The following is a 26,452-nucleotide window of genomic DNA, read 5'->3' as shown; positions in this document are numbered from 1 at the left end:
GCAGTGCTATATAGTCCCGTATCAACCGTGTTCAGGAGAGTCTCCATGCGTATCGCTTCCCGTGTCATCGGCGGTGTCCTCGCCATCACCCTGCTGAGCCAACTGACGGCCTGCGGTTCGATTTTCTACCCGGACCGCCGTGGCCAGATCGACGGCAAGATCGACCCGACCATTGCCGTGCTCGATGCCGTAGGCCTGTTGTTCTACGTGATCCCTGGCCTGATCGCGTTCGGCGTCGACTTCGCCACGGGCGCGATCTATTTCGAACCCGGCAAGACTGCCCAGGTCGCCCCGGAAAAACTCCACGAAGCCATCGGCGCCGACGGCAAGGTCGACAACGCCAAGCTGCAAAGCATCATCCAGAAGGAAACCGGCCGCACCCTGCCGCTGGACGACCCGCGCATGATCCAGTTCAAGGGTAGCGTGCAACAACTCGCGTCCCTGGGCCTGCAACCCGCCGGCTAAGGAACGTTTATGACCAGCAGTCCCGAACACGCCCGGCTGTTACGCCTGGCCACCCGCGCCTCGGTGGGCGTGGCCTGTGCGCTGATCGTTACAAAGGCCATCGCCTGGTGGCTCAGCGGCTCGGTGAGCATGCTCGCCGGGTTGACCGACTCACTGCTCGATGGCGTGACCTCGCTGCTGAACCTGCTGGCAGTGCATTACGCCCTGCGCCCGGCCGATGACGATCACCGTTACGGCCATGGCAAGGCAGAGTCGCTGGCGGGCATGGCCCAGGCGTTGTTCATTGGTGGCAGCGCGGTGTTGATCGCCTTACAGGCGTACGAGCGTATGCAGCATCCGGAACCGGTCGGCGCGCCGTGGCTGAGCATTGGGGTGATCGTGTTTTCCCTGGTGCTGACCGTGGCGCTGCTGATGCTGCAACACCGGGTTGTGCGCGAAACCGGCTCCAATGCCGTGCGGGCGGACTCGTTGCACTATCGCTCAGACTTGCTGCTCAACGGCAGCATCCTGGTGGCGCTGGTGCTGGCGGGCATGGGCTTTCATCAGGTCGACGCCTGGTTCGGCCTGGGCATCGCTGCCTACATTTTGTGGAGCGCGATCCACATCGCCAAGGAAAGCTTTGCGGTGTTGATGGACGAGGAACTGCCGCCGGACGTCAGCCAGCACATGCTGGAACTGGCGCGAGGCGTGCCGGGGGTGCTGGGTGCCCATGACTTGCGCACGCGCATCTCGGGCAACCACTGGTTTGTGCAGTTGCACCTGGAGTTGCCGGGGGAGTTGACGTTGTCAGTGGCCCACGGCATCAGCGACCAGGCCGCCGATGCCATTCACGCAGCCTACCCGCGCGCCGAAGTGCTGGTGCACGCCGACCCGCGAGAAGTGGTCACGGGCGCCAAGGCCTAGTACTGCACCTGATACCCGCGACTGCTCAGGCAGTTGCCCTGGGCCTGGCGGTAGGTTTGCACCACCGCCGGGTCAGGGGCGTAGGTGACCGCCTGCGGGTCGAAGCCGCTTTGTTGCACCGCCCAGCGATAACAGTCGTAACCGTCCTGCTGCACTTGCGCCGGTGACTGCCCGTTGGTGGGATAGGCCACCACGTCATAGCCATTGCCTTGCGGTGCTGGCTGCGGCGCCGGCACTTGCGTCGGCGGTTGCACCACCACGTATTGCTGGGTGCTTTGTTCGTAGGCGTAGTAGGCGCCGGCGGCCAGGAACAACAGCGAGCCACCTACCCACACTTCGCGCGCATAGTCCGGCAGGTAATGCACGCGGATACCATACGGCGGCGCCACGACCACATAGCGCGGGCCTTGGGGGCGGTACCAGTAGCCGCCGGAGAAGAAGTAATCCTGGCCACGGTACGGCACGCGGTAATTGCGGTCGGGGAAGCGGTCGACGGTATAACCGGGCCGATACTGCGGGCCGGGGCCCCAGCCGTTGCCATGCCCATCGGGTCGACCTGGCCAGCGGTTGTCGTTGGGATGCCCGTTGTAGCCCGGCCGCGAACCTGGGCCACCGGCCTCCCAATTCCGGTTGTCGTCGTTGCGTCGAGGAATGTCACGGTAGTAACCCTGACGCGGTTCCTGGGTCTGGCGCACGGTATCGGGGCGACCCTGGATCGGCAGGTTATTCGCAGGCTGCGGGGCTGGCCGAGGCTGTTCGGCACCTTGCGGGCGACCTTGCCACTGCCCGCCACCGTGTTGTTGCTCGGCGCGATCAAAATGCGGGTTCTGTGGACGCGGCTGATTGTTTTCCGGCCGTGATTGATTGTTCTGCGGCTGCGGGCGCGGTTGGTTATTTTGCGGGCGCGGTTGTTCGTTACCTTGACCTTGCCGACCGCCCTCCGGCCCTCTTTCATGCTGGCCGCCCCCTTCAGGGCGTGGGTCTTCGGCCATCACTTGCGTGCCGACGGTGACCATCAGCAAACCTACACCTGCCATACGCCAGATGCGCTTCATGCTATTCCTCACTGCGGATAGGGCCTGGAAGGTCCGGCCTCATAGATGAGACTGGAAAAGCCTCGCCCGGTTCTGAGACAGGTTATCAGTCACAAGAACAATTTTCTTAAGGCAAAAGAAAAGGGGTGACCCGTCGGCCACCCCTTGAGAACTTCGTCCATGCTCAACGCTTTTGACGTTGGCTCACCTCACGCCGCCTTGTGGACAGTGTGCAGCCTGGAGGCCGGCTCAACCCTGCTGGGGTGGCGGCCGCAGCGCGCCTGATTGGGCGAGCTGCTGTGGACTATTGTCCAGGCGGTGATTCTGTTGATAAAGATACAGGCCCGCGCCCGACAGATGATTGCGAAGATTGCGTCAATAAACAGTGCTTGCGCAATTTTTAACCCTTCATGGATAATTCACCGCAATAGTTACGACAAAGGCCAACCCAATGAGCAAGCTTGACCGATACGACCTGAGTATTTTGGCGGAATTGCAGCGCGACGCGAGGATCTCCAACCAAGAGTTGGCCGAGCGCATCGGCCTGTCGCCTTCGCCCTGCTCGCGCCGGGTCAAGCAGTTGGAAGACGACGGCTACATCTCGCGCCAGGTCGCCCTGCTCGACCGCAAGATGCTCGGCCTGAGCCTCACCGCCTATGTGCTGATCGGCATGGACCGCCACACCCCCGAGCGTTTCGAGAACTTCGAAGCGGCCATCCGCACCCTGCCCCAGGTGCTGGAATGCAGCCTGGTCACCGGGATGGATGCGGACTATCAGTTGAAAGTGGTGGTGCCGGACATGGACCACTATCAGAAACTGCTGCTGGGCCACCTCACTCGGATCGAAGGCGTGACCAGCGTGCGCTCGAGCTTTGTGCTGAACCAGGTATTGAACAGCACCGAGCTGCCACTGACCCACCTGCGCACTTAAGATCGGTGAAGGTCAACTGTGGGAGGGGGCTTGCTCTCGATGACGGTGTGTCAGCCACAGATTAGCTGACTGACACACCGCCATCGGGAGCAAGCCCCCTTCCACATTTGGAACGCACTTCGATCCAGGTCAATGTTGCACCTGTGACGCTGCCGTATACTTGCCGCCTGCCCCGTTGGAAGAGCCCATGAACAACATCGACCCCGCCCTGTTCGAAGAATGGATGATGACCGGCCTGGTCACTATCCTGATCATTTTCATGGGCTTTATCGTCTGGGACCTGGCGAAGAAATCCAAGGCCGGGCGCTTTGGTTCGTTCATCCTGTTTTTCGTGCTGGGCCTGGGCGTGGCCGCGTTCATCATCAAGAGCGTGGTGATCGGCCTCATCGAGTCCGGCGCTTTATAAACGCGCAGGTACTTCCTTCCATTGGCCTTGGTCCAGGCCGTCGATTGTCCAATCGCCAATGCGCACCCGCACCAGACGCAAGGTCGGCAGGCCCACGGCGGCGGTCATGCGCCGCACCTGGCGGTTACGCCCCTCTCGAATCACCAGTTCAAGCCAGTACGTCGGTAGGTTTTTGCGAAAGCGCACCGGCGGGTTGCGCGGCCATAACTCGGGCTCATCCAAACGCCGGGCCTCGGCGGGCAAGGTTTTGCCATCGTTGAGTTCTACCCCGTCGCGCAGGCGTTGCAGCAATGCTTCGGTGGGTTCGCCTTCCACCTGCACCCAGTAGGTTTTCGCCAGCTTGTGCTTGGGGTCGGCAATACGCGCCTGCAACTGGCCATCGTTGGTCAGCAGCAACAGGCCTTCGCTGTCACGGTCCAGGCGACCGGCCGGGTAAATGCCGGGGATATCGATAAAGTCCTTGAGCGTCGCCCGCCCGCCCTCGTCGCTGAACTGGGTCAGCACATCGAAAGGTTTATTGAACAGGATCAACTTCGGCTCGGCCGGCGGCGCCTTGGCAACACGGCGCGCAGCAGAATACGGAGGTTTCACACCGGGGCGGCGCGAATCGGGACGGGTGGGACGGGACATGGCAAAGGAACATCTAACGGTCAGGACCGACAATGCTAGTGGCCTGACCGCTAAATGACCATCCCAACCGCTTAGCGGAACGGCGGCTCGTCGAAGCTGCGCAGCTTGCGCGAGTGCAGCGAGTTGAGTTCGGTGCGCAACAGGTCGACCGCCTCGATGCCGATCTTCAAGTGCTGGCTGACCGCACGTTCGTAGAACGCGTTGGCCGACCCCGGCAGCTTGATCTCGCTGTGCAGCGGCTTGTCCGACACACACAACAACGTGCCGTACGGTACGCGCAAGCGGTAGCCCTGGGCGGCGATGGTGCCGCTTTCCATGTCCACCGCCACGGCGCGGGACAGGTTGATCAACGGCCGTTCCTGAGCCCAGCGCAGCTCCCAGTTGCGGTCGTCGTAGGTCAACACGGTGCCGGTACGCAGGCGTTTTTTCAGCTCTTCGCCTTTTTCACCGGTGACATTCGCCGCCGCCTGCTGCAAGGCCATCTGCACTTCAGCCAGGGCCGGGATCGGGATGTTCGGCGGTACCACGCGGTCGAGAATCCCGTCGCGGCGCATATAGGCGTGGGCCAGTACGTAGTCGCCGATGGTCTGGGATTGGCGCAGGCCGCCACAGTGGCCAATCATCAGCCAGCAGTGTGGACGCAGCACCGCCAGGTGATCGGTGATGTTCTTGGCGTTGGACGGGCCGACACCGATGTTCACCAGGGTCACACCGTGGCCATCGCTGGCCTGCAGGTGATAGGCCGGCATCTGGTAGCGGTGCCACACCACGCCGGCGGCAATCGCCGACGCTTCACCGTGGTCCATGCTCTTGTCGATGATCACATTGCCCGGCAGCACCATGCGGATAAAACGCGGGTCGCTGCGCAATTGTTCCAGGCCATGCAGGATGAACTGGTCGACATAGCGGTGATAGTTGGTCAGCAGGATCCACGGCTGCACATGGCGCCAGTCGCTGCCGGTGTAATGCACCAGCCGACGCAGGGAAAAGTCCACGCGCGCTGCATCGAATAGCGCCAGGGGCAGCGGATCGGTGTTTTCCCAGTCGTACAGGCCATCGGCGATGCCGTCGGTGGCGGCCGACAGGTCGGTGCTGGGGAACACGCGCGCCAAGGTCGCGGCGGTCACACCGGAGCCGGCCAGTTCGTCGCCCTGCTCCACCACGTACGGGTACGGAATGTTCTGCTGGCTGACGCCCACTTCCACCGTCACGGTGAAGTCGTGCATCAGCGGCACCAGTTGTTCCAGCAAATACTTACGAAACGCCGCCGGATGAGTAACGGTAACGCTGTAGGTCCCCGGTAACTGGACCTTGGCATACGCCCGGGTAGTCTGTGGGACTTCACCGTGGCAGTGGTAAGTCAGGCGCAGTTCCGGATAGCGAAACAGCGCGCGTTGTTCGGCGTCGGGTTCGACGCGGTCCTTGAGGTACTGCTTGAGGGCTTGATTGAGCGCGCCGGTAGCCCGCTCATGCAGGGCCGCCAGCCGATCCACGGCTTCTTCGGCGGTTTGAACGACAACAAAAGCTTCGGTCACGGTAAGCATCCTGTGTTCTGACTTGCAGGCCTTTATCTTGCCTGTATCCCTGTCAGACGCAAACCTTGAATTGGAGTGCCCTCGCAAGATGGCTGCAATCCCTGTGGGAGGGGGCTTGCTCCCAATAGCGCTGGGTCAGTTTATAGATAGGCTGACTGACACTCAGCCATCGGGAGCAAGCCCCCTCCCACATTTGGACCGTGTTTATTCAGATACATTGGGGCTTGAGCGCGCGACGATGGCCCCGACATCGACGCCACGCGGCAAGGTGCCGTAGACGCGGCCAGACGACTGGCCCAAACGGCTGGTAATAAAACCATCGCTGACCGTCCCATGACCGGCCTCCAGCAGCAACTTGGCCTGCAGCGCCACGGCGATGTCCTCGGTCAACTGCCGCGCGCGGTACTGGATGTCCTGGGTGTCCATGAACGCCGACTTCAGATGTTCGATATGCCGCGCCAGTTGCTTATCACCATGCCCGTCACCGAGTTCGACAAACAGCGCTTCCAGCACGCCGGGCTCCTTGGACAGTGCGCGCAGCACATCCAGGCATTGCACATTGCCGGAACCTTCCCACGTCGAATTCACCGGTGCCTCACGGTACAAGCGCGGCAGGATGCTGTCCTCCACGTAGCCCGCGCCGCCCATGCATTCGGCGGCTTCGTTGATCATCGCCGGGGCGCGCTTGCAGATCCAATACTTGCCCACCGCCGTCACCAGCCGAGCGAACTTGGCTTCGCGCTCATCGCCCAGGTTGTCCAGGGCGCAGCCCATGCGCATGCTCAAGGCCAGCGCGGCTTCGCTTTCCAGGGCCAGGTCGGCCAGCACGTTTTGCATCAAGGGTTGCTCGCTGAGTACGCGGCCACCGACCAGACGATGGGCGCAATGATGACTGGCCTGGGTCAGCGCCTGGCGCATCAAGGCGCTGGAGCCGACCATGCAATCGAAACGCGTCATGGCAACCATCTCGATGATGGTCGGCACGCCACGCCCCTCTTCGCCGATCATCCAGGCCAGGGCGCCGCGAAACTCCACTTCACTGGAGGCGTTGGAGCAGTTACCCAATTTGTTTTTCAGGCGCTGGATGTAGAACTCGTTGCGGGTGTCATCCGGGCGGTGCCGGGGTAGCAGGAAACAGGTCAGGCCTTTGTCGGTCTGGGCCAGGGTCAGGAAGGCATCGCACATCGGCGCCGAGCAGAACCACTTGTGGCCCACCAGCTCATAGGCTTGCCCGGGCCCGCCCGCGCCCACTGGATAGGCGCGGGTGGTGTTGGCGCGCACGTCGGTGCCGCCCTGTTTCTCGGTCATCGCCATGCCGATGGTTACACCGGCCTTGTGGGCAATGCCGACATTGCGCGGGTCGTATTGGGTGCTGAGGATTTTCGGCAGCCAGGTCTGCGCCAGGTCGGGTTGCAAGCGCAGGGCCGGGACACAGGCGAAGGTCATGGTCAGTGGGCAGCCGGTGCCGGCCTCCGCCTGGCTGTGCAGGTAGGTCATGGCTGCGCGCGCCACATGGGCGCCAGACTGTGGATGGACCCACGGCAGCGACGGCAGGCCATGCTCGACTGCCGTGCGCATCAGCTCGTGGTAGGCCGGGTGAAACTCCACCAGATCGATACGATGCCCATACCGGTCATGGCTGCTGAACAGCGGTTTGTTCTGGTTGGCCAGGAACCCGGCCGCCATCAGCGGCCCGCCGGCCAACGCTCCGTATGCATCGATGCGCGCCTGCGCCCAGCCGGCGCCAAAGCGCCGCGACCATTCTTGCAGGGGCACGTCGATGCGGTACAGGTTGGTGCCGTCCAGGGAGGGCGGCTGGTTGATGACGTCGTGGGTTTCGGCGAACTGGTGCAGGTTCATGACGGGCCTCCTGGAAAAAGGCCCTGTCGAATGCACACCTACCCATGAAGGCGCAGATCGATTGAGGCCGGTTTTTTCAGTTAAGCACCGTCATCCGGGTTAAAAAAGTGGCATACGCGCCGAATGCCCGGCGCCTTCGCCCTCTAGCGCGCTCAACAAGTGGCGTTCCAGTACCGCCTGCAACGCCTCGAAGCGCACCGGCTTGGCCAGGCGGTCGGTGATGCCGATGCCGTGGCAGCGCTCGCGCTCAGACGTATTCAGCGACGTACTCAAGGCGATCACCGGCAATTCACCACAGCCCGGCAGTGCACGAATCTGACAGCACAACGAGAAACCGCCTTCAGGTATATCCAACAAGACGGCGTCGAAGTTTTGCCCCTGCAAGGCCGCCAACGCCGCCGGACCGCTCTCCACGGTTTTCACCCGGTAGCCCAACTTAAGCAACATGCCGCGCACCACCAACTGGCCGACGCTGTGGTCATCCACCAGCAATACCGCGCAATCCTGGGGCGCGCGTTGCCGGTCGGGCGCCGGTTTTGCCTCGGGCGGCACCGGGCTGACTTTCACGTCCAGCTGGAAGCGGCTGCCCTTGTGCGGCTCGGAATGATGGGTAAGGCGTCCGCCCAACAGCTCGATCAATTGCCGGCAGATGGCCAGGCCGATACCCAGGCCGCCGTATTCGCGGGTCATGGAGCCATCGAGCTGGAAAAAGCGCTGGTACAAGGTCGCCTCGTCGAGGAAGGCGAAGCCAATACCGGTGTCGGTAACAATAAAGCTCAGGCGTACGCCGCCATCACTGTGAGGTACACCCACCACTCGCAGGCGCACGGAGCCTTCGCGGGTGAACTTGAAAGCGTTGTCCAGCAAGCAATCCAGGCACTGGATCAGTTTGTCGACGTCCCCCACCACGCGGTCCGGCAGCTCCTCGGCCACATCGATGGAAAATGCCAGGCCTTTGCCTTGGGCGCTGGCGTTGAATTGCTGGCGCAGGGTGTCGAGCACGCCGCGCAGGCTGAACACCCGAGGCTGGGCACTCAGGCGGCCGGCCTGCAATTCGGTAAGGGTGAGGATGCCATCGACCATGCGCATCATGTCCCGTGCCGAACCGGCGGCAGTTTGCTGGTACTGCGTCAGGTCGTCGTCCAACGGTACCGTTTGCATCAGTTCAAGGGAGCCGATCACACCGTTCATGGGCGTGCGCAGTTCATGGGTCAGGGTTGCGAGGAATTCATCCTTGAGACGGTTGCTGCGGGCCAGTTGCTGGTTGAGCACTTCGAGCTTCTGGCTGGCATCGAACAGGATCTGCGCCTGCTGCTCACGCATGGCATTGATGCGGTCGGCGAGGGCCAGGGATAACAGCGCCACTTCAATCGCTGAGCCGATCTGGCTGGCGTACATGGTGAGGAACACATTGGGCAGGTAGCCCAGCACCATCAGCGTATTCACCACCCCACCCAACAGGAACGCCGACCAGGCGATGATGAAATACCGCGCCACCCGCTGGCCGCAGTACCAGGCCTTGATGGCGGCGACGAAGATGGTGACGGTGAATACCAGCGCCAAACCGGTCGCCAGGCGCAAGGCCAAGGCGTAGCTGGTCAGCAGCGCCAGCGCCATCACTACGCCACCGCATACCGCCAGTGTCAGCAAGACCCGGTTGAGCCAGCGGCTGTGCTGCGCGGTATGCAGGAAGCTACGGGCGAACAGGCTGCCGAACAGCGCCGCCGAACCGATCAGCAACGGTACCGCTGCATTCGCCCACCACGGGTTGTTCGGCCAGAAGTACTGCACGGCCACGCCATTGACCGACAGTTGGTACAGGGCAAACGAGGCGATATAGAGGATGTAATACAGGTAGCTGGTGTCGCGCACGCTCAGGTAGATGAACAGGTTGTAGACCAGCATCCCCAGCAATACGCCGTAGATCACGCCAAGCACAGACAGGCGCAGCGGTTGTTGCTCCAGGTAAGCGGTGCCGGACCAGAGCGTCAGCGGCGCCTGGATCGAGCCCTCACTTTGCAGGCGCAGGTAGAGCGTCTGTTGCTGGTTGGGCACAAAGTTGAGCTTGAACAGATAGTTGCTCTGGCTGACGTCACGACTGGAAAAAGGCAGCGCACTGCCGGTGCGGCTGGCCAGCCGATAATTGCCGGTGCCATCGTTCTGGTACAGGTCCAGATGATTGAGCGGTGGATAAGCCAACTCCAGGAACCAGGTGCGGGGGGCACGGGGGTCCTTGGCCATGTAATGCAGGTCGACCTTGAGCCAGAACACCGAGCGCGAATAGCCGGCGTTGAGGGTGGCTTTGTCATGGTGCTTGAATTGAGCAGCGTAGGCGGGAGAGCTTACTTCGGCGATGGTGAGGGCATCGGTCGGGTCTTCGAGCGCTTGCATGGCTCGGCCCAGCGGCAGGCTTCGGGTGTCCTGATTGAACTCGATGGCGCTGGCGAGCATCGGCAGCCCGCACAACAATAAGATCAGCAAATAGCGCATAGAGCCCCAGCGTGGCCTGTCCGGTTATGTCAAAAGCCCCCCATCCTTTTGAGAAGACGTACACCGGCGGTACAGTAAGTTGTTTGGATCCACTTTAGCATAGCCGCCAAAGGCCATTGGACACCATTGAAATAATTTTCCTTAAGGCTCTAGAACAAGGCTTTCAGCGCTTTTTGCGAGAAGAAAAGCGCCAAAAATTCGTCATTCTTTGGACAAAATTCAACCATCGCCCGAAGGCCCCGCCAAAAGCGTTTGGTGGTAAGCTCGCGCACCATGAATATCTACAGCTCTCGCCCTGTTGTCCTCTGTCTCTCCGGCCATGATCCCAGTGGTGGCGCCGGCTTGCAGGCAGATATCGAAGCCCTGCTCGCCCAAGGCTGCCACGCGGCTCCGGCCGTCACTGCCCTGACTGTGCAGAACACCGTCAATGTCAGCGATTTCCGCGTGCTCGACCGTGAGTGGGTACTGGCCCAGGCCAATGCCGTGCTCGGCGACTCCGAAGTGGCGGCGGTCAAGCTGGGCATGCTCGGCTCTACCGCAATGGTCGACACCGTGGTCGAACTGCTGCAGGCGCACCCGCACCTGCCGGTCGTGTGCGACCCAGTGCTGCGCGCCGGCGGCGGCGGCAGCCTGGGCAAGGACGAAGTCGGCTATGCCATGCGCGAGCGGCTGCTGCCGCTGTCGCTGATCGCCACGCCGAACCTGCCTGAAGCCCGTATCCTCGCCGAGCTGCCCGAGGGCACCGCCGACGAATGTGCCGAGAAGCTGTTGCCGTTTATCAAGCATCTGTTGATCACCGGCGGCCATGGCGATGAGCACGAAGTGCACAACCGCCTCTACAGCCGTGATGGCACGCGCCAGACCTTTACCTGCCAGCGCCTGCCCGGCAGCTATCACGGTTCGGGCTGCACCCTGGCCAGCGCCCTGGCCGGACGGATCGCCCAAGGCGAAGGGCTGGTGAGTGCGGTGCAGTCGGCACTTAACTACACTTGGCGCACCCTGCGTGACGCCGAACAACTCGGCCAGGGCCAGTTTGTACCGCGCCGTCTGCCGCTGGATTTCTGTTCGTAACTTTCTGCTCTTAAAAGCAAGAGGCCTGCCCGATGAAACTACGTGGCCTTTACGCCATTACCGACAGCCAACTGTTGGCCGGCAAGTTCCTCGCCTACGTCGAAGCGGCATTGGACGGTGGCGTGACCCTGCTGCAGTACCGCGACAAAAGCAGCGACGAAGCCCGGCGCCTGCGCGAAGCCGAAAAACTGCGGGAGCTGTGCTCGCGCTACAAGACCCAGCTTATTATCAATGATGACTTTGACTTGGCCGCGCGCCTGGGCGTCGGCGTGCACCTGGGCCAGACCGACGGCCCACTGACGCCGGCCCGTGCGCTGCTCGGTTCCAAGGCGATCATCGGCGCCACCTGCCACGGCCAGATCGAACTGGCCGAACAGGCGGCAAAAGAAGGCGCCAGTTATGTCGCCTTCGGCCGCTTCTTCAATTCCAACACCAAGCCGGGCGCTCCGGCCGCCACCGTTGAAATGCTCGCCGAGGCCCGCAAGCGCCTGCATGTGCCGATCTGCGTGATCGGCGGCATCACCCTGGAGAACGCCGGACCGCTGGTGGCTCATGGTGCCGACCTGCTGGCCGTGGTCCACGGCCTGTTCGGTGCCGACAGCACCCAGGAAGTCACGCGCCGCGCCCGCGCCTTCAACGAACTCATCAAATCCTGAATTCAGAGAGCCCTCACCATGTCTCGTTCCGAAACCCTGTTTGCCAATGCCCAGAAACACATCCCCGGCGGTGTGAACTCCCCCGTGCGTGCGTTCAAGAGCGTGGGCGGCACGCCGTTGTTCTTCAAGCATGCCGAAGGCGCCTACGTCACCGACGAAGATGACAAGCGCTACGTGGATTACGTCGGTTCCTGGGGGCCGATGATCCTCGGCCATAGCCACCCGGACGTGCTGGACGCCGTGCGCAAGCAACTGGAACACGGCTTGTCCTACGGCGCGCCGACCGCCATGGAAACCGAGATGGCCGATCTGGTCTGCAGCATCGTGCCGTCGATGGAGATGGTGCGCATGGTCAGCTCCGGCACCGAAGCCACCATGAGCGCGATCCGCCTGGCCCGTGGTTTCACCGGCCGCGACAGCATCATCAAGTTCGAAGGCTGCTACCACGGCCATTCCGACAGCCTGCTGGTCAAAGCCGGTTCCGGCGCGCTGACCCAAGGCGTACCCAGCTCGGCCGGCGTACCGGCAGCGTTCGCCAAACACACCCTGACCCTGCCGTTCAACGACATCGGTGCCGTCGAGCAGATGCTCAGTGAAGTCGGCCAGGACGTGGCGTGCATTATCGTCGAGCCGGTGGCCGGCAACATGAACTGCGTGCCACCCGCCCCTGGCTTTCTGCAAGGCCTGCGCGAACAGTGCGACAAGCACGGCGTGGTGCTGATTTTCGACGAAGTGATGACCGGCTTCCGCGTTGCCCTCGGCGGTGCCCAGGCGCACTACGGCGTCACACCGGACCTGAGCACGTTCGGCAAGATCATCGGTGGCGGCATGCCCGTGGGCTGCTTCGGCGGCAAACGCGAAATCATGCAGCACATCGCGCCGCTGGGCCCGGTCTACCAGGCCGGCACACTCTCGGGTAACCCGCTGGCCATGGCGGCCGGCCTGACCACCCTGCGCCTGATCAGCCGCCCGGGCTTCCACGCCGAGCTGACCGACTACACCACCCGCCTGCTGGACGGCCTGCAACAGCGCGCCGATGCCGCCGGTATCCCGTTCGTGACCACGCAAGCGGGCGGCATGTTTGGCCTGTACTTCAGCGGCGCCGATGACATCGTCACCTTTGATGATGTGATGGGCAGCGATGCCGACCTGTTCAAGCGCTTCTTCCACCTGATGCTGGAGGGCGGCGTGTACCTGGCGCCGAGTGCCTTCGAAGCCGGTTTTACCTCGATCGCCCATGGCGATGCCGAGCTGAAACTGACCCTGGATGCCGCCGAGCGCGCGTTTGCCGCACTGAAATAGCCGCTGGAAAAATCTGGCGTTGCTGTAGGCGGCGTCAGGTTTGCTACTTTGCTGACAGGCATTTCCCTATTTTTCCGAGAATTTACCTGCAATCCGGCAGATAACTTGCCCAAGCAGCAGAAAAACGAGTAAAGACTTTGTAAGCAGAGGCCTGCTTATTTCATAATGCGCGCTTATTGGATCCCGAGAGGATCCGCGCGCCCCGTCAGAGGTAAGTCGATTCCCATGAAACGCACCGGCCGCGCCCTGGTACTGGGCTGCCTGTTGCTCCTTCAGCCGCTGCTGGCACATGCCCAGGCAGGCGGCAACTCGTTGTTAATCCCAGCGATGGGTCGTTGCACCCTCAATACCCAGCCAGACAGCCAGGCCGAAGCCCTGAGCGCGTGTCAGAAACAGGCCGACGGCGGGGATGCGCAGGCGCAATACGAGTTGGGCGAGTACTACCACGACAGCAAGAACCCGGCCCGTGACCTCAACAAAGCCTTGAGCTACTTCGAGAAAGCCTCGTTGCAAGGCCACGCCCAGGCGCAATTCCAATTGGGTACCATGTTCTTCAAAGGCGAAGGCGTGCCCGCCAATAACGTCCAGGCCTATATCGTGCTGAAAATGGCCGCGGTCAACGGCGCTGAAGACGCGCTGGACACCGCCGACGAAGTCGCCGAGCACATGCAACGCGATGAATTGGAAGTGGCCACCCAGGTCCTGGGGCAGATTTTCCGCAACTACCTGCTGGAGCTGCAGAGTGCCGATGGGCGCTCGCCCTTCTCACCCCTGCCCTGATCAAGGCGATAACAGATAACCCTGTCGATATGCCTTCGGGCCTGCGACATGAGCAATCGTCATACCAGCGGTAGCCATTCGCCGTAGTGACCGAACATACAAAAGCCCCCCGCGCGTACAAATGACCGGAGTTACGTGGTCGGTGATCGGATCAATGATTTCGGCCAGGACTTGCCCCGCCTCCAGGGAATCGCCCACCTGCGCGCAAAACACAATCAAACCTCCCACCGGACTGATCACGGGCTCTACCCCGGCCAACGGCGTCGGCGCGTGGAGTAATGGCGGCGGGGGCGGCGCATGGCCATCAATGGCTCCGCGCTGAATCAGGTAGTTAATCAGTGCCTGGCAATCCTGCCGCGCCAGGCCGTGGTCCACATCGGCAACACCTCGCAATTCCACCGTCACCGCGAACCCCGGCGCTGTAAAGCGCCCGGTAAACCGCGCCTGCATCTGCGCCCAGAACAACGTAAAGCACTCATCGAACGACTGCCCTCCTGCCTCCTTGGTGAGAAAGCATGCCCTGGCGCCCAGGTAGCGAGCCAAGGGCTCCACCTGTGACCAGAAATCCGGTGACAGGTACAAGTGCTGCACGGCTTCGAAATCACAATGCAGGTCCAGTACGATATCAGCGTCACAGGCCAGCGTTTGCAGGACCAAGCGCATCGATTGCAACTGCGTCGCCGGTACTTGGCAGGCAAGCGTTTGCCGCAGGCTGGAACGGATCAGTTGCAGATTGTTGGCAGGATCATCGGTCAACAGGTCTTGCACGCAATCACCGACCTGCTGGCTCACATCAAGGAAGAAACGGTTGAAGTTCTCCCGGCTATCGTTATCGAAGCGCCCCTGAGGCACGTCCATCAGCACCTGTTCCAACCCCAGCGGATTGGCCAACGGCACCAGCACAACCGACCAACGCAACAATCCGGCCGCCTCCAGCTGCGCCAACCGTTGCTTCAGATGCCATAGGACCAGCATCCCCGGCAACTCATCGGCATGCAGCGAGGCCTGGAGGTAGACCTTGCCAGGCGCATTGTCTGGACCGTAATGAAAGCTATGGATCTGTCGTGCCGTACCCGGCACAGCCGCCAGTAACTCGTGTATGTGAGCCTGCATATCGGCCTCCTATCGGCCTGGATCAAGAAAGCGCAGCCAACGCCGTTCTGCCAGGCGAAACAGACCGACCAAGGCAAAGGTGATGCACAGGTAAAGGACTGCGGCGAGGCCGAAGGATTGGAAGGTCAGGAAGGTGGCAGCGTTGGCATCCCGGGCCACTTTGAGGATGTCCGGCACGGTGGCCGTAAACGCCAAGGTGGTGGAATGCAGCATGAAAATCACTTCATTGCTGTAGTAGGGCAATGCGCGGCGCAGGGCCGAAGGCATGATCAAGTGGACATACAGCTTCCAACCATCGAACCCCAAGGACCGCGCAGCCTCGATTTCACCGCGCGGCATCGCTCGAATCTCACCTGCCAGTATTTCCGTGGTGTAGGCCGCGGTATTCAGGGCGAACGCCAACAGCGTGCAGTTCAGTGCCTCGCGGAAAAACCCATCCAGCAGTGGTTGCTCACGAACCGCAGCAATGCTGTAGATACCGGTGTAGAAGATGAGCAACTGGATATACAGCGGCGTGCCGCGAAACAGATAGGTGAAGCTTTGCACCGGCCAACGCCACCGGCGCCGCGAGGACGCCCTGGCAATGGACAGTGGCAGTGCAAGCAGCAGGCCGAAACACAGCGAGGCACTGGTCAGCCACAGGGTCATGGCCAGGCCTGTCAGTTGTTGACCGTCGGAATAGAGCAACGGCTGCCAGTACTCCTGGATCAACTCGATCATCGTGATGACTCCTGCACACCGCCGCAGTAACGACGCGCCAACCAGCGCAACGCGAGGCTTGAAACGCTGCTGAGCAACAGGTAGACCGATGCCGCCATCAGCAAAAAGGCCAACACCTGTTGGCTGCTCTTGCCCGCTACCTGGGCCACTTTGATCAAATCCGCCAGGCCGATGATCGATACCAGCGCAGTGGCCTTGAGCAAAACCATCCAGTTATTGCCCAGCCCTGGCAGGGCGAACCGCATCATTTGCGGGAATATCACGTGCACGAAAGCTTGGCTGAAGGTCATGCCCAAGGCCTTGGCGGCCTGGAACTGACCGCGAGGCACGGCCAGCAAGGCGCCGCGAAAGGTTTCGGTGAAATAGGCGCCGTAGATAAACCCCAAGGTGAGCACTCCTGCGCTGAAAGGGTCGATTTCGATGTAGGCCCAGCCCAGTTCCTGCGTCAGACGACTCAAGCCGGTTTGTGCCCCGTAGAAAATCAACAACATCAAAAGCAGGTCCGGCACCCCACGGATCAGGGTGGTGTAGAGCTGTGCGCAGAAGCGCCAAGCCCTGCACCCGGACAGCTTGGCGCCTGCACCCAGCAGGCCGAATACCAGCCCCAACAGCAGTGATAACAACGCCAGTTGCAGTGTGATCCAGACACCGTGCAACAACAGCGGCGCGAAATCGTCCAAGGTTGCAGCGAATTGCGTGAAGGTCGGTAGCATGGTTGGGTCCTCGCCGATCATTGACCGCTGAACATATCCACACCCGGAAAGTACTGTTCTTGCAGCCGGGCATAGGTGCCATCGACGTGCAGGGCGGCCAACCCGTTGTCTAGCAAGGCTTTCAACACGTGGTTGCCCTTGGCGATACCGATAGCACTTTGGGAGGGCATCAGTTCGCTTTCAATCAACGGCCCCAGCACGAACCCCGCGCCTTGGGGCAGGCGCAAAAATCCGCTTTGCGCCTGCTGGGCATCCTGCAGCGAAGCCTGCAAACGTCCCGCTACCAGATCGGCGTAGACCTGCTCCTGATCGGCGTACGCCACGACCTTCATGCCCTGTTTAACGAGCACTTGGCGGGCGTAAGTTTCTTGAGTACTGCCCTGCAAATAGCCCACGGCCGTACCCTTGGCCAGCTCAGTGCCGGGGCGGAATACCATGGCAGTAGGGCTGGAAAACACCTCTGAGGAAAAATCGATCACCTTTTGCCGTGCTTCGGTGACCGTCATTGAAGCCAGGATCGCGTCGATCTTGCCGGCGTTCAGGCTCGGGACCATTCCGTCGAAGTCGCTCTCGACCCACTGGCAGCGAATATTCAAATGTGCGCAAACAGCATTGCCTATATCAACTTCGAAACCAGTCAAAGTTCCCGTCCGATCCTTATAGGCAAACGGAGCATAGTTGGGGTCGACACCGAAACGAATTACCGTATATTCGTCGGCAACGAGTGGCGCGCTTATAAAGAGCAGAGCAAATAACATCAGGATTATTTTTTTCATTATTGTATTCCTCGTTATTAATGAAACAGCAATATCCGCTACACCTCGATCAACGGAATTTCTCGACGTACAAATAAAGAATCAGCAGGCGCATCGAACTCTCGTGCCATTCGATGCCCCGAATAGACCGCAGCGGCTATCGTGCCGGGTGCCATGCAGTCGCCGATCAACGACAGCGTGCTGATGCCGGCCGCACGCAGGTGCTCGGGCGCGTTATTCAACGCGTGAAACAGCGTCTGCTCGGGTTCGCGGGACGTGACCAACAACAGGGACGCTGCTGGAATAAAGCGAGTTCGCTCGGTATAGACACACCCGGCCAGCACACCTTCCGGCATACCGCTGACCAGTGTGTGGGACGGGATGATCGTGACATTCAACTCCAGCAGCCGACGCTGGATGCGATGCTGCTCCAGGGTGTTGTGGGTCCACGCCGCCACATCCGCCGCTGGGGTGACGAATACCACGTCCACGCCCCGCGCCACCAAGTGCTCGGCCAATACACTGCCCATGTAATAGTGATCGTCGTCGAACAGCAGCACCGGTGAAGGCGGCAGTACACCCGCCATCAGATCGTCCGGCGTCAGCACGGGCAGGCACTCCAGACCCGGTAAGGTGCACCGCAGGGCGCGCCCCAGCCCGTCCCGCCGCCAGCGAGAGCCGGTGGCGATAAACACATGTTCGGCAGCAAAGTCGAGGATGTCCTGGGCCTGCAATGGGCTTTCCCGATATATCTCGACCGATGCCAGGCGGCTCAAGGCATCCTGTCGATAGTCGATGACTCGCGCCCAACTCGCCAGCCCCGGAAGCCGGGCCTCCAAGGCTACGCGTCCGCCCAGCGTGCGCTGGCTGTCTACAAGCGCAACGTCCATCCCTCGCGCGCCCAGTATCCGCGCGCACTCAAGCCCGGCAGGGCCGGCGCCGACCACCAGGGCGCGCCCAGGCTCATACGTACGCTTCACCGACTCGGGGTGCCAGCCGCGCCGCCACTCCTCGCCCATGGTTGGATTCTGAGTACAACGCAAAGGCGTGCTGGTGTGATCGCCACTGACACACACATTGCAGCCAATGCATTCACGGATCTCTTCAGTGCGCCCCTCTTCAATCTTTTTTGGCAGGAAAGGATCGGCAATCGAAGGGCGGGCCGCGCCAATGAGGTCGAGAACGCCACGGCGGACCATGGAGACCATAGTGTCCGGCGAGGTGAACCGCCCGACGCCGACTACCGGCTTGCAAGTCAACGCCTTGAGCCCCAGCAGAAAGGCCTCTTGATAACCTTCCGAGGCAAAGCGCGCGGTGACGCTGTCGTTGGCCCAATCGGCGACATTTACATCCCACAGGTCCGGCAAGTTCGCCAGCATCGAGAAAATTTCAGTACCTTCGCCCTCGCGACACAGACCGCCGGCCATCTGCTCATCCACCGCCAGGCGCACCGCCACGGCGCACCGATCACCGACCGCATCGCGGGTGTCTTCAATCAATTCGCGCAACAGGCGCACGCGGTTTTCCAGTAGGCCGCCGTACTCATCGGTGCGCCGGTTATTACGCGGCGTGAGGAAATGGAATGGCACGCTCAGGTCATGCCCGGCATAGACATAAATGATGTCAAAACCCGCGTCCCGCGCCCGCAGGGCGGCTGCGCGGTGCATGGCGCGTAACTGCTGGATATCGGCACGACTCATGGCCCGCGCCTGCACGGGGTCATAACCACGCACTGGCGTATTGGAGGGCGCCCAGGGGATTTCACGGCTGTAGCGGTTGGGCGCGGAGTAACCATTGAACGCCAACTCGACGCCGGCCAGTGAACCGTGCTCGTGGACCGCCTCACACATCCGAGCGAGTGCCGGAATGTCGCGTTCATCCCACAAACGCGCCTCTATATAGGGAGAGAACTCGCTCAGCGGGCTGATCTCACATTCTTCGGTACAGACCACGCCCCACCCTCCCTCGGCTTTTACGCCGCGCATACGGGCCATGGCCGACGGATGCACATGGCCCATGCCATTACAGTGGGGAACTTGATAAAAACGGTTGCGGGTGCGAACCGGGCCTATTTGTACCGGTTCAAACAGAATGTCATAACGAGGATCGCGCACAAGGCTACTCCCGAACAGATAAGTCCGTTGATGACTGCGTGAAAAGAAACTCGGCGTTAACTAATAGCGTGGCGTAACAGTGCAACAGTGCGCTAATGCCCACGCGCTTCAAAATCAAACTTTTTTGACGGCTCATTAATTAACAAGCGAAACTAAAACGCCACTGAAACAGGGGAAACGTCGAGGCACTTTATTATTGGTATATTCATGACGCCCTCTCTGCATAAACAAAATCTGCTATTTTTCAAACAAAATGTCTATGCACGAGAGAGCAAAATCAGAAACGCCCTACAAAATAGTTGAAATTCACTTTTCAGGCATCGGCATCGGAAACGGCATGACATTGCTCACGCCCCGGGCTTCGCTGATTTTCGGCGTGCCCAGGCGCTCGACTTCGTCGATGCGCACAATCGAATGCATCGGCACAAAACTGCGCACCACACCTTCGAACTGGGCCTTGAGTTTTTCCTCGCCCGGATCGACGACCAGCTGCGTGCGCTCGCCAAAGACGAACTCTTCCACTTCCAGGAAGCCCCACAGATCACTTTGATAGATCTGCTTGGCGTACATTTCGAACACCTGGCCCTGGTTGAGGAAAATCACCTTATAGATTGGAGCTTCACGTTTGGTCATGGTGGGTGAGGAACACATGGGGGATATAAAAGAGGGCGCGAACTATAGCATGGCACCCGATGCACAGCGCTAGGAACCGATGGGCATGACCCCTATAATGCGCGGTTCTTTACCACCAGTTGACGATTCCCATGGCCAAGAAGCTTTATATCGAAACCCACGGTTGCCAGATGAACGAGTACGACAGCTCGCGCATGGTCGACCTGCTGGGTGAACACCAGGCCCTGGAAGTCACCGCCCGCGCCGAAGATGCCGACGTGATCCTGCTCAATACCTGCTCGATCCGTGAGCGAGCCCAGGACCGTGTGTACTCGCAGCTGGGCCGCTGGCGCGAGTTGAAACTGGCCAACCCCGACATGGTGATCGCCGTCGGCGGTTGCGTGGCCAGCCAGGAAGGCGCCGCGATCCGCGACCGTGCGCCGTATGTCGACGTGGTCTTCGGCCCACAGACCCTGCACCGCCTGCCGGAAATGATCGACGCCGCACGCATCACCAAGCTGCCCCAGGTCGACGTCTCGTTCCCGGAAATCGAAAAATTCGACCACCTGCCCGAGCCGCGCATCGACGGGCCGAGCGCCTACGTGTCGGTGATGGAAGGCTGCAGCAAGTACTGCACCTTCTGTGTGGTGCCCTACACCCGTGGTGAAGAAGTCAGCCGGCCGTTTGACGACGTGCTCGCAGAAATCATCCACCTGGCCGAAAACGGCGTGCGCGAAGTGACCCTGCTGGGCCAGAACGTCAACGGCTATCGCGGCCTGACCCACGACGGGCGCCTGGCTGACCTGGCGGAGTTGATCCGCGTGGTCGCTGCGGTGGATGGCATCGAACGCATTCGCTATACCACCTCGCACCCGCTGGAATTCTCCGACAGCCTGATCCAGGCCCATGCCGAAGTGCCGGAACTGGTCAAGCACCTGCACTTGCCGGTGCAGTCGGGCTCGGACCGCATCCTCTCGGCGATGAAGCGCAACCACACCGCCCTGGAATACAAATCCAAACTGCGCAAATTGCGCGCAGCGGTGCCAGGCATCTGCATCAGCTCGGACTTTATCGTCGGCTTCCCCGGCGAAACCGAGAAAGACTTCCAGCAGACCATGAAGCTGATCGAAGACGTCGGTTTCGACTTCTCCTACTCGTTCGTCTACAGCCAGCGCCCCGGCACCCCGGCGGCGGACCTGTTGGACGAAACGCCGGAAGCGCTGAAAAAAGAGCGCTTGAACGCGCTGCAACATCGCCTTAACCAGCAGGGTTTCGAGATCAGCCGACAAATGGTCGGTTCGATCCAGCGCATCCTGGTCACCGACTACTCGAAAAAAGACCCTGGCGAATTGCAGGGCCGCACCGAGAACAATCGAATCGTCAACTTCCGTTGCGATAATCCAACCCTGATTGGCCAATTTGCCGATGTGCACATCGATGCGGCGCAACCGCACTCGTTGCGTGGGTCGCTGGTGCAATAAGCGTGGGAGGGGGCTTGCCCTCGATGGCGGCGAATCAGAGCACTCATTGATTGCCGGCACACCGCTATCGGGGGCAAGCCCCCTCCCACATTGGAACCGTGCAACATTCCAATGACGTAAGTGCTTTCGTACCCGCGTCACTGGCGTTATCCTCTCTTTCACTTAAACAGCCAAAGGGCGGCTAAAAGCAACCTTGAACGCACCCATAGCAGAACCCCATCGTTTTCTCCTCGAGCCCTTTGAGGCTCGCCGTTTCGCCAACCTGTGCGGACAGTTCGACGAGCACCTGCGCCTGATCGAACAACGCCTGAGCATCGAGATCCGCAATCGCGGCAATCAGTTCGAGCTTATTGGCGACCCCCAACACACCACGTCTGCAGAAAACCTGCTGCGTCGCCTCTATCGCGAGACCAAGGGCAGTGAACTGTCGCCGGAAACGGTGCACCTGTACCTGCAGGAGTCCGCCGTGGAAGACCTGGCCAACAACCCGGTGGCCGAAGCCAGCGTTGCCCTGCGTACCAAAAAAGGCATGATTCGCCCTCGCGGCTTGAATCAGCAGCGCTACGTCAAGGAAATCCTCGGCAACGACATCAACTTCGGCATCGGCCCCGCCGGTACCGGCAAGACCTACCTGGCCGTGGCCTGTGCGGTCGACGCTCTGGAGCGCGAGCAAGTACGCCGTATCCTGCTGGTGCGCCCAGCGGTGGAGGCCGGTGAAAAACTCGGCTTCCTGCCCGGCGACCTGGCCCAGAAGATCGACCCGTACCTGCGCCCGCTCTACGACGCGCTGTACGAGATGCTCGGCTTTGAATACGTGGCCAAGCTGATCGAGCGCCAGGTGATCGAGATCGCTCCGCTGGCCTACATGCGCGGCCGCACCTTGAACAACAGTTTCATCATCCTCGACGAAAGCCAGAACACCACCGTCGAGCAGATGAAGATGTTCCTCACCCGGATCGGTTTCGGCTCCACCGCCGTGATCACCGGTGACGTCACCCAGGTCGACCTGCCCAAAGGCACCAAGTCCGGCCTGGCCCAGGTGATCGAGGTGCTCAAGGATGTGCCGGGTATCAGCTTCACGCACTTCATGCCCAAGGACGTGGTCCGCCACCCACTGGTGCAGCGCATTGTCGAAGCCTATGAGCGCTTCGACCACCGCGATGACGCACCGGCCAAGGACGTTCGCCGCGATGCTTGAGCTTGACCTGCAGCTGGCCACCGAAGCGCCCGCCCCCAGCGAAGAACAGTTCCGCGAGTGGTGCGCCCTGGCCCTGCGCCAGCGCACCGCCGACTCGGAACTGACCATCCGCCTGGTGGACGAGCCCGAGGGTCGCGAACTGAATCACACCTGGCGCCAGAAGGACTCCGCGACCAACGTGCTGTCGTTTCCCGCTGACGTACCCGATGAGTTACTGGACATCCCCTTGCTGGGCGACCTGGTGATCTGCGTCGAGGTGGTCGAGCGTGAAGCAAAGGAACAAGGCAAGGAACTCGAGGCTCACTGGGCCCATCTAGTCATCCACGGCTGCTTGCATCTCTTGGGTTACGACCATATAGATGATGAAGAAGCCGAGGAAATGGAAGCGCTGGAACGAACGTTGCTTGCAGAATTGGGTCACCCTGATCCGTATGCAGACGACGAAAACTGATCAACACTCAACTGTCACATCAAAGGATTTAGAGTAATCGCTATGAGCGAAGACCGATCGAGCAACGGGCAAAAGTCATGGCTGGGTAAACTGACCCAGGCTTTTGCCCACGAGCCGAAAAACCGCCAGGAGCTGCTGGAGCTGCTGCGTGAGGCCCATCAGAACAAGTTGCTGGACAGCGAAGCGCTGGCCATCGTCGAAGGCGCCATCCAGGTGGCTGACCTGCAGGTTCGGGACATCATGGTCCCGCGTTCGCAGATGATCAGCATCAAGGCGACCCAGACCCCACGGGAATTCCTCCCGGCCGTGATCGACTCGGCGCACTCGCGCTACCCGGTGATCGGTGAAAGCCATGACGACGTCATGGGTGTCCTGCTGGCCAAGGACCTGCTGCCGCTGATCCTCAAGGAGAACGGTGACAGCTTCAACATCAAGGACCTGCTGCGTCCGGCCACCTTCGTGCCCGAATCCAAGCGCCTGAATGTGCTGCTGCGCGAATTTCGCGCCAACCACAATCACATGGCCATTGTGATCGACGAATACGGCGGCGTGGCGGGCCTGGTGACCATCGAGGACGTGCTGGAACAGATCGTCGGCGACATCGAAGATGAGCACGACGTCGAAGAAGACAGCTACATCAAGCCGCTGCCCAGTGGTGACTTCCTGGTCAAGGCGCTGACGCCGATCGAGAACTTCAACGAGTTCTTCGACAGCGAATTCTCCGACGATGAGTTCGACACCGTCGGTGGCCTGGTAATGAGTGCGTTCGGGCATCTGCCAAAGCGTAACGAAACCACCGAGATCGGCGCCTATCGCTTCCGCATCCTGAATGCCGACAGCCGCCGCATCCACTTGATTCGCCTGACACCTATTGCCCGCTAAGGATTGATATGCGCCGTCTGACCCGCCCCGGCTGGCCCGGTAATTTGCTGGCCGTGGTGGCCGGCGCCATCACCACCCTGGCGCTGGCGCCGTTCGACCTGTGGCCATTTGCACTGGTCGCGGTCGGATTGTTCTATATCGGACTGCGGGAACTGACGCCGCGTCAGGCCTTGGGCCGTGGTTGGTGCTTCGGTTTCGGGCTGTTTGGCGCCGGTACCAGCTGGATCTATTACAGCATCCACCACTTCGGCGGCGCTTCGGTGCTGCTGGCGGGGTTCCTGATGCTGCTGTTCACCGCCGCCATTGCCTGGTTCTTCGCCCTGCCCGCCTGGCTATGGGCGCGCTGGTTGCGTCGCAATGAAGCACCGTTGGCAGATGCGCTCACGTTTGCCGCATTGTGGGTCGGCCAGGAAGCCTTTCGCGGCTGGTTCCTCACCGGATTCCCGTGGCTGTACTCCGGTTACAGCCAGCTCGACGGCCCGCTCACCGGCCTGGCGCCAGTGGGCGGCATGTGGCTGATTTCGTTTGCCCTGGCACTGACGGCGGCCCTGTTGTGCAACCTGCCGCGCCTGCTGGCGGCCAAGCGCAATGCATTTATCGGCGCTGGCCTGGTGTTGCTGGTAGCGCCCTGGGCCATCGGCCTGGCGCTCAAGCATCATGCCTGGACCACGCCTTCTGGCGCGCCGCTGACCGTCGCTGCGATCCAGGGCAACGTCGAACAAAGCATGAAGTGGGACCCTGAGCAGCTCAATGCGCAGCTCGCGCTGTACCGCGACATGAGCTTCAGCTCCAAGCCGGTCGACCTGTTGGTGTGGCCGGAAACGGCGGTGCCGGTGCTCAAGGAGTCCGTCGAGGGCTACCTGGGGATGATGGGCAAGTTTGCGGCCGACCGGCACACCGCGTTGATCACCGGCGTGCCGATACGCCAGGAAGTGCATCACCAGAAGCGCTACTTCAACGGCATCACCGTGGTGGGTGAAGGTGACGGCACCTACCTCAAGCAGAAGCTGGTGCCGTTTGGCGAGTACGTGCCGCTGCAGGATATGTTGCGCGGCCTGATTGCCTTCTTCGACCTGCCCATGTCGGACTTCGCCCGCGGCCCTGCCGACCAGCCGATGCTGCAAGCCAAGGGCTATCAGATTGCGCCGTTCATTTGCTACGAAGTGGTGTACCCGGAATTCGCAGCCGGCCTTTCAGCCCAGAGCGACCTGCTGCTGACCATCAGCAATGACACCTGGTTCGGCCGCTCCATCGGCCCCTTGCAGCACCTGCAAATGGCGCAGATGCGTGCACTGGAGGCTGGCCGTTGGATGATCCGCGCCACCAATAATGGCGTGACCGGGTTGATCAACCCGTTTGGGCAGATCACCGTGCAGATCCCGCAGTTCGAACGCGGCATTCTCTACGGCGAAGTGGTGCCAATGCACAACCTGACGCCGTACCTGCAATGGCGCTCGTGGCCGCTGATCATCGTGTGCCTGGGGTTGTTTGGTTGGGCGTTGCTGGCAGGCCGGATGTCAAAAACCGTCTAACAGACAATGCACAACCAATGTGGGAGGGGGCGGTGTTATCGATAGAACAACCGATACCCCACCTGCCCCACCGCCTCGTTGATCAATTGCCCGCTCTGCCACACCGACTTGAACTCCGGCAGCCAGCCGCCCAGCGGCCGGGCGTTGTCCACGCCCAGGAACCCCACCGGCGCCGGCACCACGGTGAAGCCGGCCTGTTCAAAACTCCACACCGAACGCGGCATGTGCCAGGCCTGGGTCACGACCACCACACGCTTGATGCCCTCAGGCAATAGAATCTCGGCACTCATCTGCGCGTTTTCCCAGGTGGTGCGGCTGCGCTCTTCCCTCCAGCGCACAGCAACGCCGAAGTCATCCTGCATCGACACCGCCATCAATTGCGCCTCGCTGGGCGGCGTGCCGTAATGCAGGCCGCCGGTCGTCAACACCGGCAGCCCGGAGGCCTTGGCCAATCGCGCGGCATACCGTTGGCGCTCCAGGCCGATACCGGTCGGCTGATCAGAACCCCATGCCGGGTCGCCGCGCTCGCGTCCCGAGCCCAACACCACAATGGCGTCGGCGCGCTGGGCCAGGGTCGACCAGTCTTCACGGGCCAACGGCGGTTCGGCCTCCAGGGCACGCGCGCCCCACTCCACCGTCACCGGCAGGCTGATCAACCACATGCCGCCAAACCCCAGGGCAAAGCAACAGCCAGCCAAACGTGGGCGACTGCGACGAAACCACCAGGCAAGGGCCAGCAGCAGCAAGAGGATGCCGGGTGGCAGGAGCAGTTGTTTGATGAAATAACGAATAGGCATCGGGCATCTCCAAAGATGCCC

At 61.3% G+C, this 26,452-nt stretch carries 25 protein-coding genes; 13 read left to right on the top strand and 12 right to left on the bottom strand.

The window, feature by feature from the left end; genetic code table 11:
- Positions 1–45: 45 nt before the first annotated feature.
- Together HCF10_RS24060 and HCF10_RS24055 are read left to right on the top strand one after the other, a co-directional pair.
- The gene (locus HCF10_RS24060; RefSeq protein WP_131700121.1) at positions 46–465 is read left to right on the top strand and encodes a polyribonucleotide nucleotidyltransferase; all 420 of its coding nucleotides are present in this window, start codon (positions 46–48) and stop codon (positions 463–465) included.
- 9 nt (positions 466–474) lie between these two features.
- On the top strand, positions 475–1,368 hold the full coding sequence (locus HCF10_RS24055; RefSeq protein WP_131700120.1) for a cation diffusion facilitator family transporter: 894 nt from the start codon (positions 475–477) through the stop codon (positions 1,366–1,368).
- Here HCF10_RS24055 and HCF10_RS24050 read toward each other — a convergent pair.
- Positions 1,365–2,423, bottom strand: a complete 1,059-nt coding sequence (locus tag HCF10_RS24050; RefSeq protein ID WP_167656558.1) for a DUF6515 family protein — start codon at positions 2,421–2,423, stop codon at positions 1,365–1,367. The two genes, HCF10_RS24055 and HCF10_RS24050, sit on opposite strands and share 4 nt — an antisense overlap.
- A 430-nt stretch (positions 2,424–2,853) precedes the next feature.
- Between HCF10_RS24050 and HCF10_RS24045 the strand changes: the two genes are divergently transcribed.
- Positions 2,854–3,333: an Lrp/AsnC family transcriptional regulator gene (locus HCF10_RS24045; RefSeq protein WP_003176264.1), complete on the top strand. Its 480-nt coding sequence runs from the start codon at positions 2,854–2,856 to the stop codon at positions 3,331–3,333.
- 196 nt (positions 3,334–3,529) lie between these two features.
- On the top strand, positions 3,530–3,739 hold the full coding sequence (locus tag HCF10_RS24040) for a DUF2788 domain-containing protein (RefSeq protein ID WP_025999909.1): 210 nt from the start codon (positions 3,530–3,532) through the stop codon (positions 3,737–3,739).
- On the opposite strand, the gene HCF10_RS24035 is transcribed toward HCF10_RS24040, so the two are convergent.
- From HCF10_RS24035 to HCF10_RS24020, 4 genes are all read right to left on the bottom strand, one after another.
- Positions 3,734–4,369: a pseudouridine synthase gene (locus tag HCF10_RS24035; RefSeq protein ID WP_131700118.1), complete on the bottom strand. Its 636-nt coding sequence runs from the start codon at positions 4,367–4,369 to the stop codon at positions 3,734–3,736. The genes HCF10_RS24040 and HCF10_RS24035 overlap by 6 nt on opposite strands.
- 71 nt (positions 4,370–4,440) lie before the next feature.
- A complete protein-coding gene (amn, locus tag HCF10_RS24030) occupies positions 4,441–5,913 on the bottom strand; it encodes an AMP nucleosidase (RefSeq protein WP_024077553.1) in 1,473 nt (490 codons plus the stop codon).
- A gap of 195 nt (positions 5,914–6,108) precedes the next feature.
- A complete protein-coding gene (locus HCF10_RS24025; protein WP_167656557.1) occupies positions 6,109–7,764 on the bottom strand; it encodes an acyl-CoA dehydrogenase family protein in 1,656 nt (551 codons plus the stop codon).
- Between the two features lie 99 nt (positions 7,765–7,863).
- Positions 7,864–10,254, bottom strand: a complete 2,391-nt coding sequence (locus tag HCF10_RS24020) for a hybrid sensor histidine kinase/response regulator (protein WP_167656556.1) — start codon at positions 10,252–10,254, stop codon at positions 7,864–7,866.
- Positions 10,255–10,527: 273 nt separating this feature from the next.
- Here HCF10_RS24020 and HCF10_RS24015 point away from each other — a divergent pair, with 273 nt between their 5' ends.
- From HCF10_RS24015 to HCF10_RS24000, 4 genes are all read left to right on the top strand, one after another.
- Positions 10,528–11,325: a hydroxymethylpyrimidine/phosphomethylpyrimidine kinase gene (locus HCF10_RS24015; protein ID WP_124418525.1), complete on the top strand. Its 798-nt coding sequence runs from the start codon at positions 10,528–10,530 to the stop codon at positions 11,323–11,325.
- A gap of 32 nt (positions 11,326–11,357) precedes the next feature.
- Positions 11,358–11,981, top strand: a complete 624-nt coding sequence (gene thiE / locus HCF10_RS24010; protein ID WP_131700114.1) for a thiamine phosphate synthase — start codon at positions 11,358–11,360, stop codon at positions 11,979–11,981.
- An 18-nt stretch (positions 11,982–11,999) separates the two neighbouring features.
- Positions 12,000–13,283 (top strand): glutamate-1-semialdehyde 2,1-aminomutase, encoded by a 1,284-nt coding sequence (gene hemL, locus HCF10_RS24005; RefSeq protein WP_131700113.1) that lies wholly within the window; start codon positions 12,000–12,002, stop codon positions 13,281–13,283.
- Between the two features lie 225 nt (positions 13,284–13,508).
- On the top strand, positions 13,509–14,063 hold the full coding sequence (locus HCF10_RS24000; RefSeq protein WP_131700112.1) for a tetratricopeptide repeat protein: 555 nt from the start codon (positions 13,509–13,511) through the stop codon (positions 14,061–14,063).
- Here HCF10_RS24000 and HCF10_RS23995 read toward each other — a convergent pair whose 3' ends face one another.
- The 6 genes from HCF10_RS23995 to HCF10_RS23970 all read right to left on the bottom strand — a co-directional run bounded on the left by HCF10_RS23995 (position 14,064) and on the right by HCF10_RS23970 (position 20,111).
- Entirely contained in the window at positions 14,064–15,176 is a 1,113-nt protein-coding gene (locus tag HCF10_RS23995; protein ID WP_145336716.1) for a succinylglutamate desuccinylase/aspartoacylase family protein, read from the bottom strand.
- Positions 15,177–15,185: 9 nt separating this feature from the next.
- Complete coding sequence (locus tag HCF10_RS23990; RefSeq protein ID WP_131700110.1) at positions 15,186–15,896, bottom strand: ABC transporter permease; 711 nt, start codon at positions 15,894–15,896, stop codon at positions 15,186–15,188.
- The gene (locus HCF10_RS23985) at positions 15,893–16,609 is read right to left on the bottom strand and encodes an ABC transporter permease (protein ID WP_131700109.1); all 717 of its coding nucleotides are present in this window, start codon (positions 16,607–16,609) and stop codon (positions 15,893–15,895) included. The genes HCF10_RS23990 and HCF10_RS23985 overlap by 4 nt, the downstream gene beginning before the upstream one ends.
- Positions 16,610–16,626: 17 nt before the next feature.
- Positions 16,627–17,385, bottom strand: a complete 759-nt coding sequence (locus HCF10_RS23980; protein WP_167656555.1) for a transporter substrate-binding domain-containing protein — start codon at positions 17,383–17,385, stop codon at positions 16,627–16,629.
- A 38-nt stretch (positions 17,386–17,423) separates the two neighbouring features.
- Complete coding sequence (locus tag HCF10_RS23975; RefSeq protein WP_167656554.1) at positions 17,424–19,478, bottom strand: oxidoreductase; 2,055 nt, start codon at positions 19,476–19,478, stop codon at positions 17,424–17,426.
- Between the two features lie 306 nt (positions 19,479–19,784).
- Positions 19,785–20,111: a DUF1820 family protein gene (locus HCF10_RS23970; RefSeq protein WP_003236992.1), complete on the bottom strand. Its 327-nt coding sequence runs from the start codon at positions 20,109–20,111 to the stop codon at positions 19,785–19,787.
- Positions 20,112–20,242: 131 nt separating this feature from the next.
- Between HCF10_RS23970 and miaB the strand changes: the two genes are divergently transcribed.
- The 5 genes from miaB to lnt all read left to right on the top strand — a co-directional run bounded on the left by miaB (position 20,243) and on the right by lnt (position 25,634).
- Positions 20,243–21,571, top strand: coding sequence for a tRNA (N6-isopentenyl adenosine(37)-C2)-methylthiotransferase MiaB (miaB, locus tag HCF10_RS23965; RefSeq protein WP_053138071.1), 1,329 nt, complete (start codon positions 20,243–20,245; stop codon positions 21,569–21,571).
- Between the two features lie 193 nt (positions 21,572–21,764).
- Entirely contained in the window at positions 21,765–22,769 is a 1,005-nt protein-coding gene (locus HCF10_RS23960; RefSeq protein ID WP_131700106.1) for a PhoH family protein, read from the top strand.
- Positions 22,762–23,220 (top strand): rRNA maturation RNase YbeY, encoded by a 459-nt coding sequence (gene ybeY / locus HCF10_RS23955; RefSeq protein WP_167656553.1) that lies wholly within the window; start codon positions 22,762–22,764, stop codon positions 23,218–23,220. Before HCF10_RS23960 ends, ybeY begins: the two co-directional genes overlap by 8 nt.
- A gap of 42 nt (positions 23,221–23,262) precedes the next feature.
- Complete coding sequence (locus tag HCF10_RS23950) at positions 23,263–24,102, top strand: HlyC/CorC family transporter (protein ID WP_005791724.1); 840 nt, start codon at positions 23,263–23,265, stop codon at positions 24,100–24,102.
- 8 nt (positions 24,103–24,110) lie between these two features.
- Positions 24,111–25,634 carry an apolipoprotein N-acyltransferase gene (gene lnt, locus HCF10_RS23945; protein WP_131700105.1) on the top strand — a complete coding sequence of 508 codons (1,524 nt, stop codon included), beginning with the start codon at positions 24,111–24,113 and terminating at the stop codon, positions 25,632–25,634.
- A 35-nt stretch (positions 25,635–25,669) separates the two neighbouring features.
- Here the strand turns inward: lnt and HCF10_RS23940 are convergent, their stop codons facing one another.
- Positions 25,670–26,431 (bottom strand): YdcF family protein, encoded by a 762-nt coding sequence (locus HCF10_RS23940; protein ID WP_167656552.1) that lies wholly within the window; start codon positions 26,429–26,431, stop codon positions 25,670–25,672.
- Positions 26,432–26,452: the final 21 nt, after the last annotated feature.

Source organism: Pseudomonas sp. B14(2022) (assembly GCF_012030485.1).
Taxonomy (GTDB): domain Bacteria; phylum Pseudomonadota; class Gammaproteobacteria; order Pseudomonadales; family Pseudomonadaceae; genus Aquipseudomonas.
This window is presented reverse-complemented; position numbering and strand designations above follow the sequence as displayed.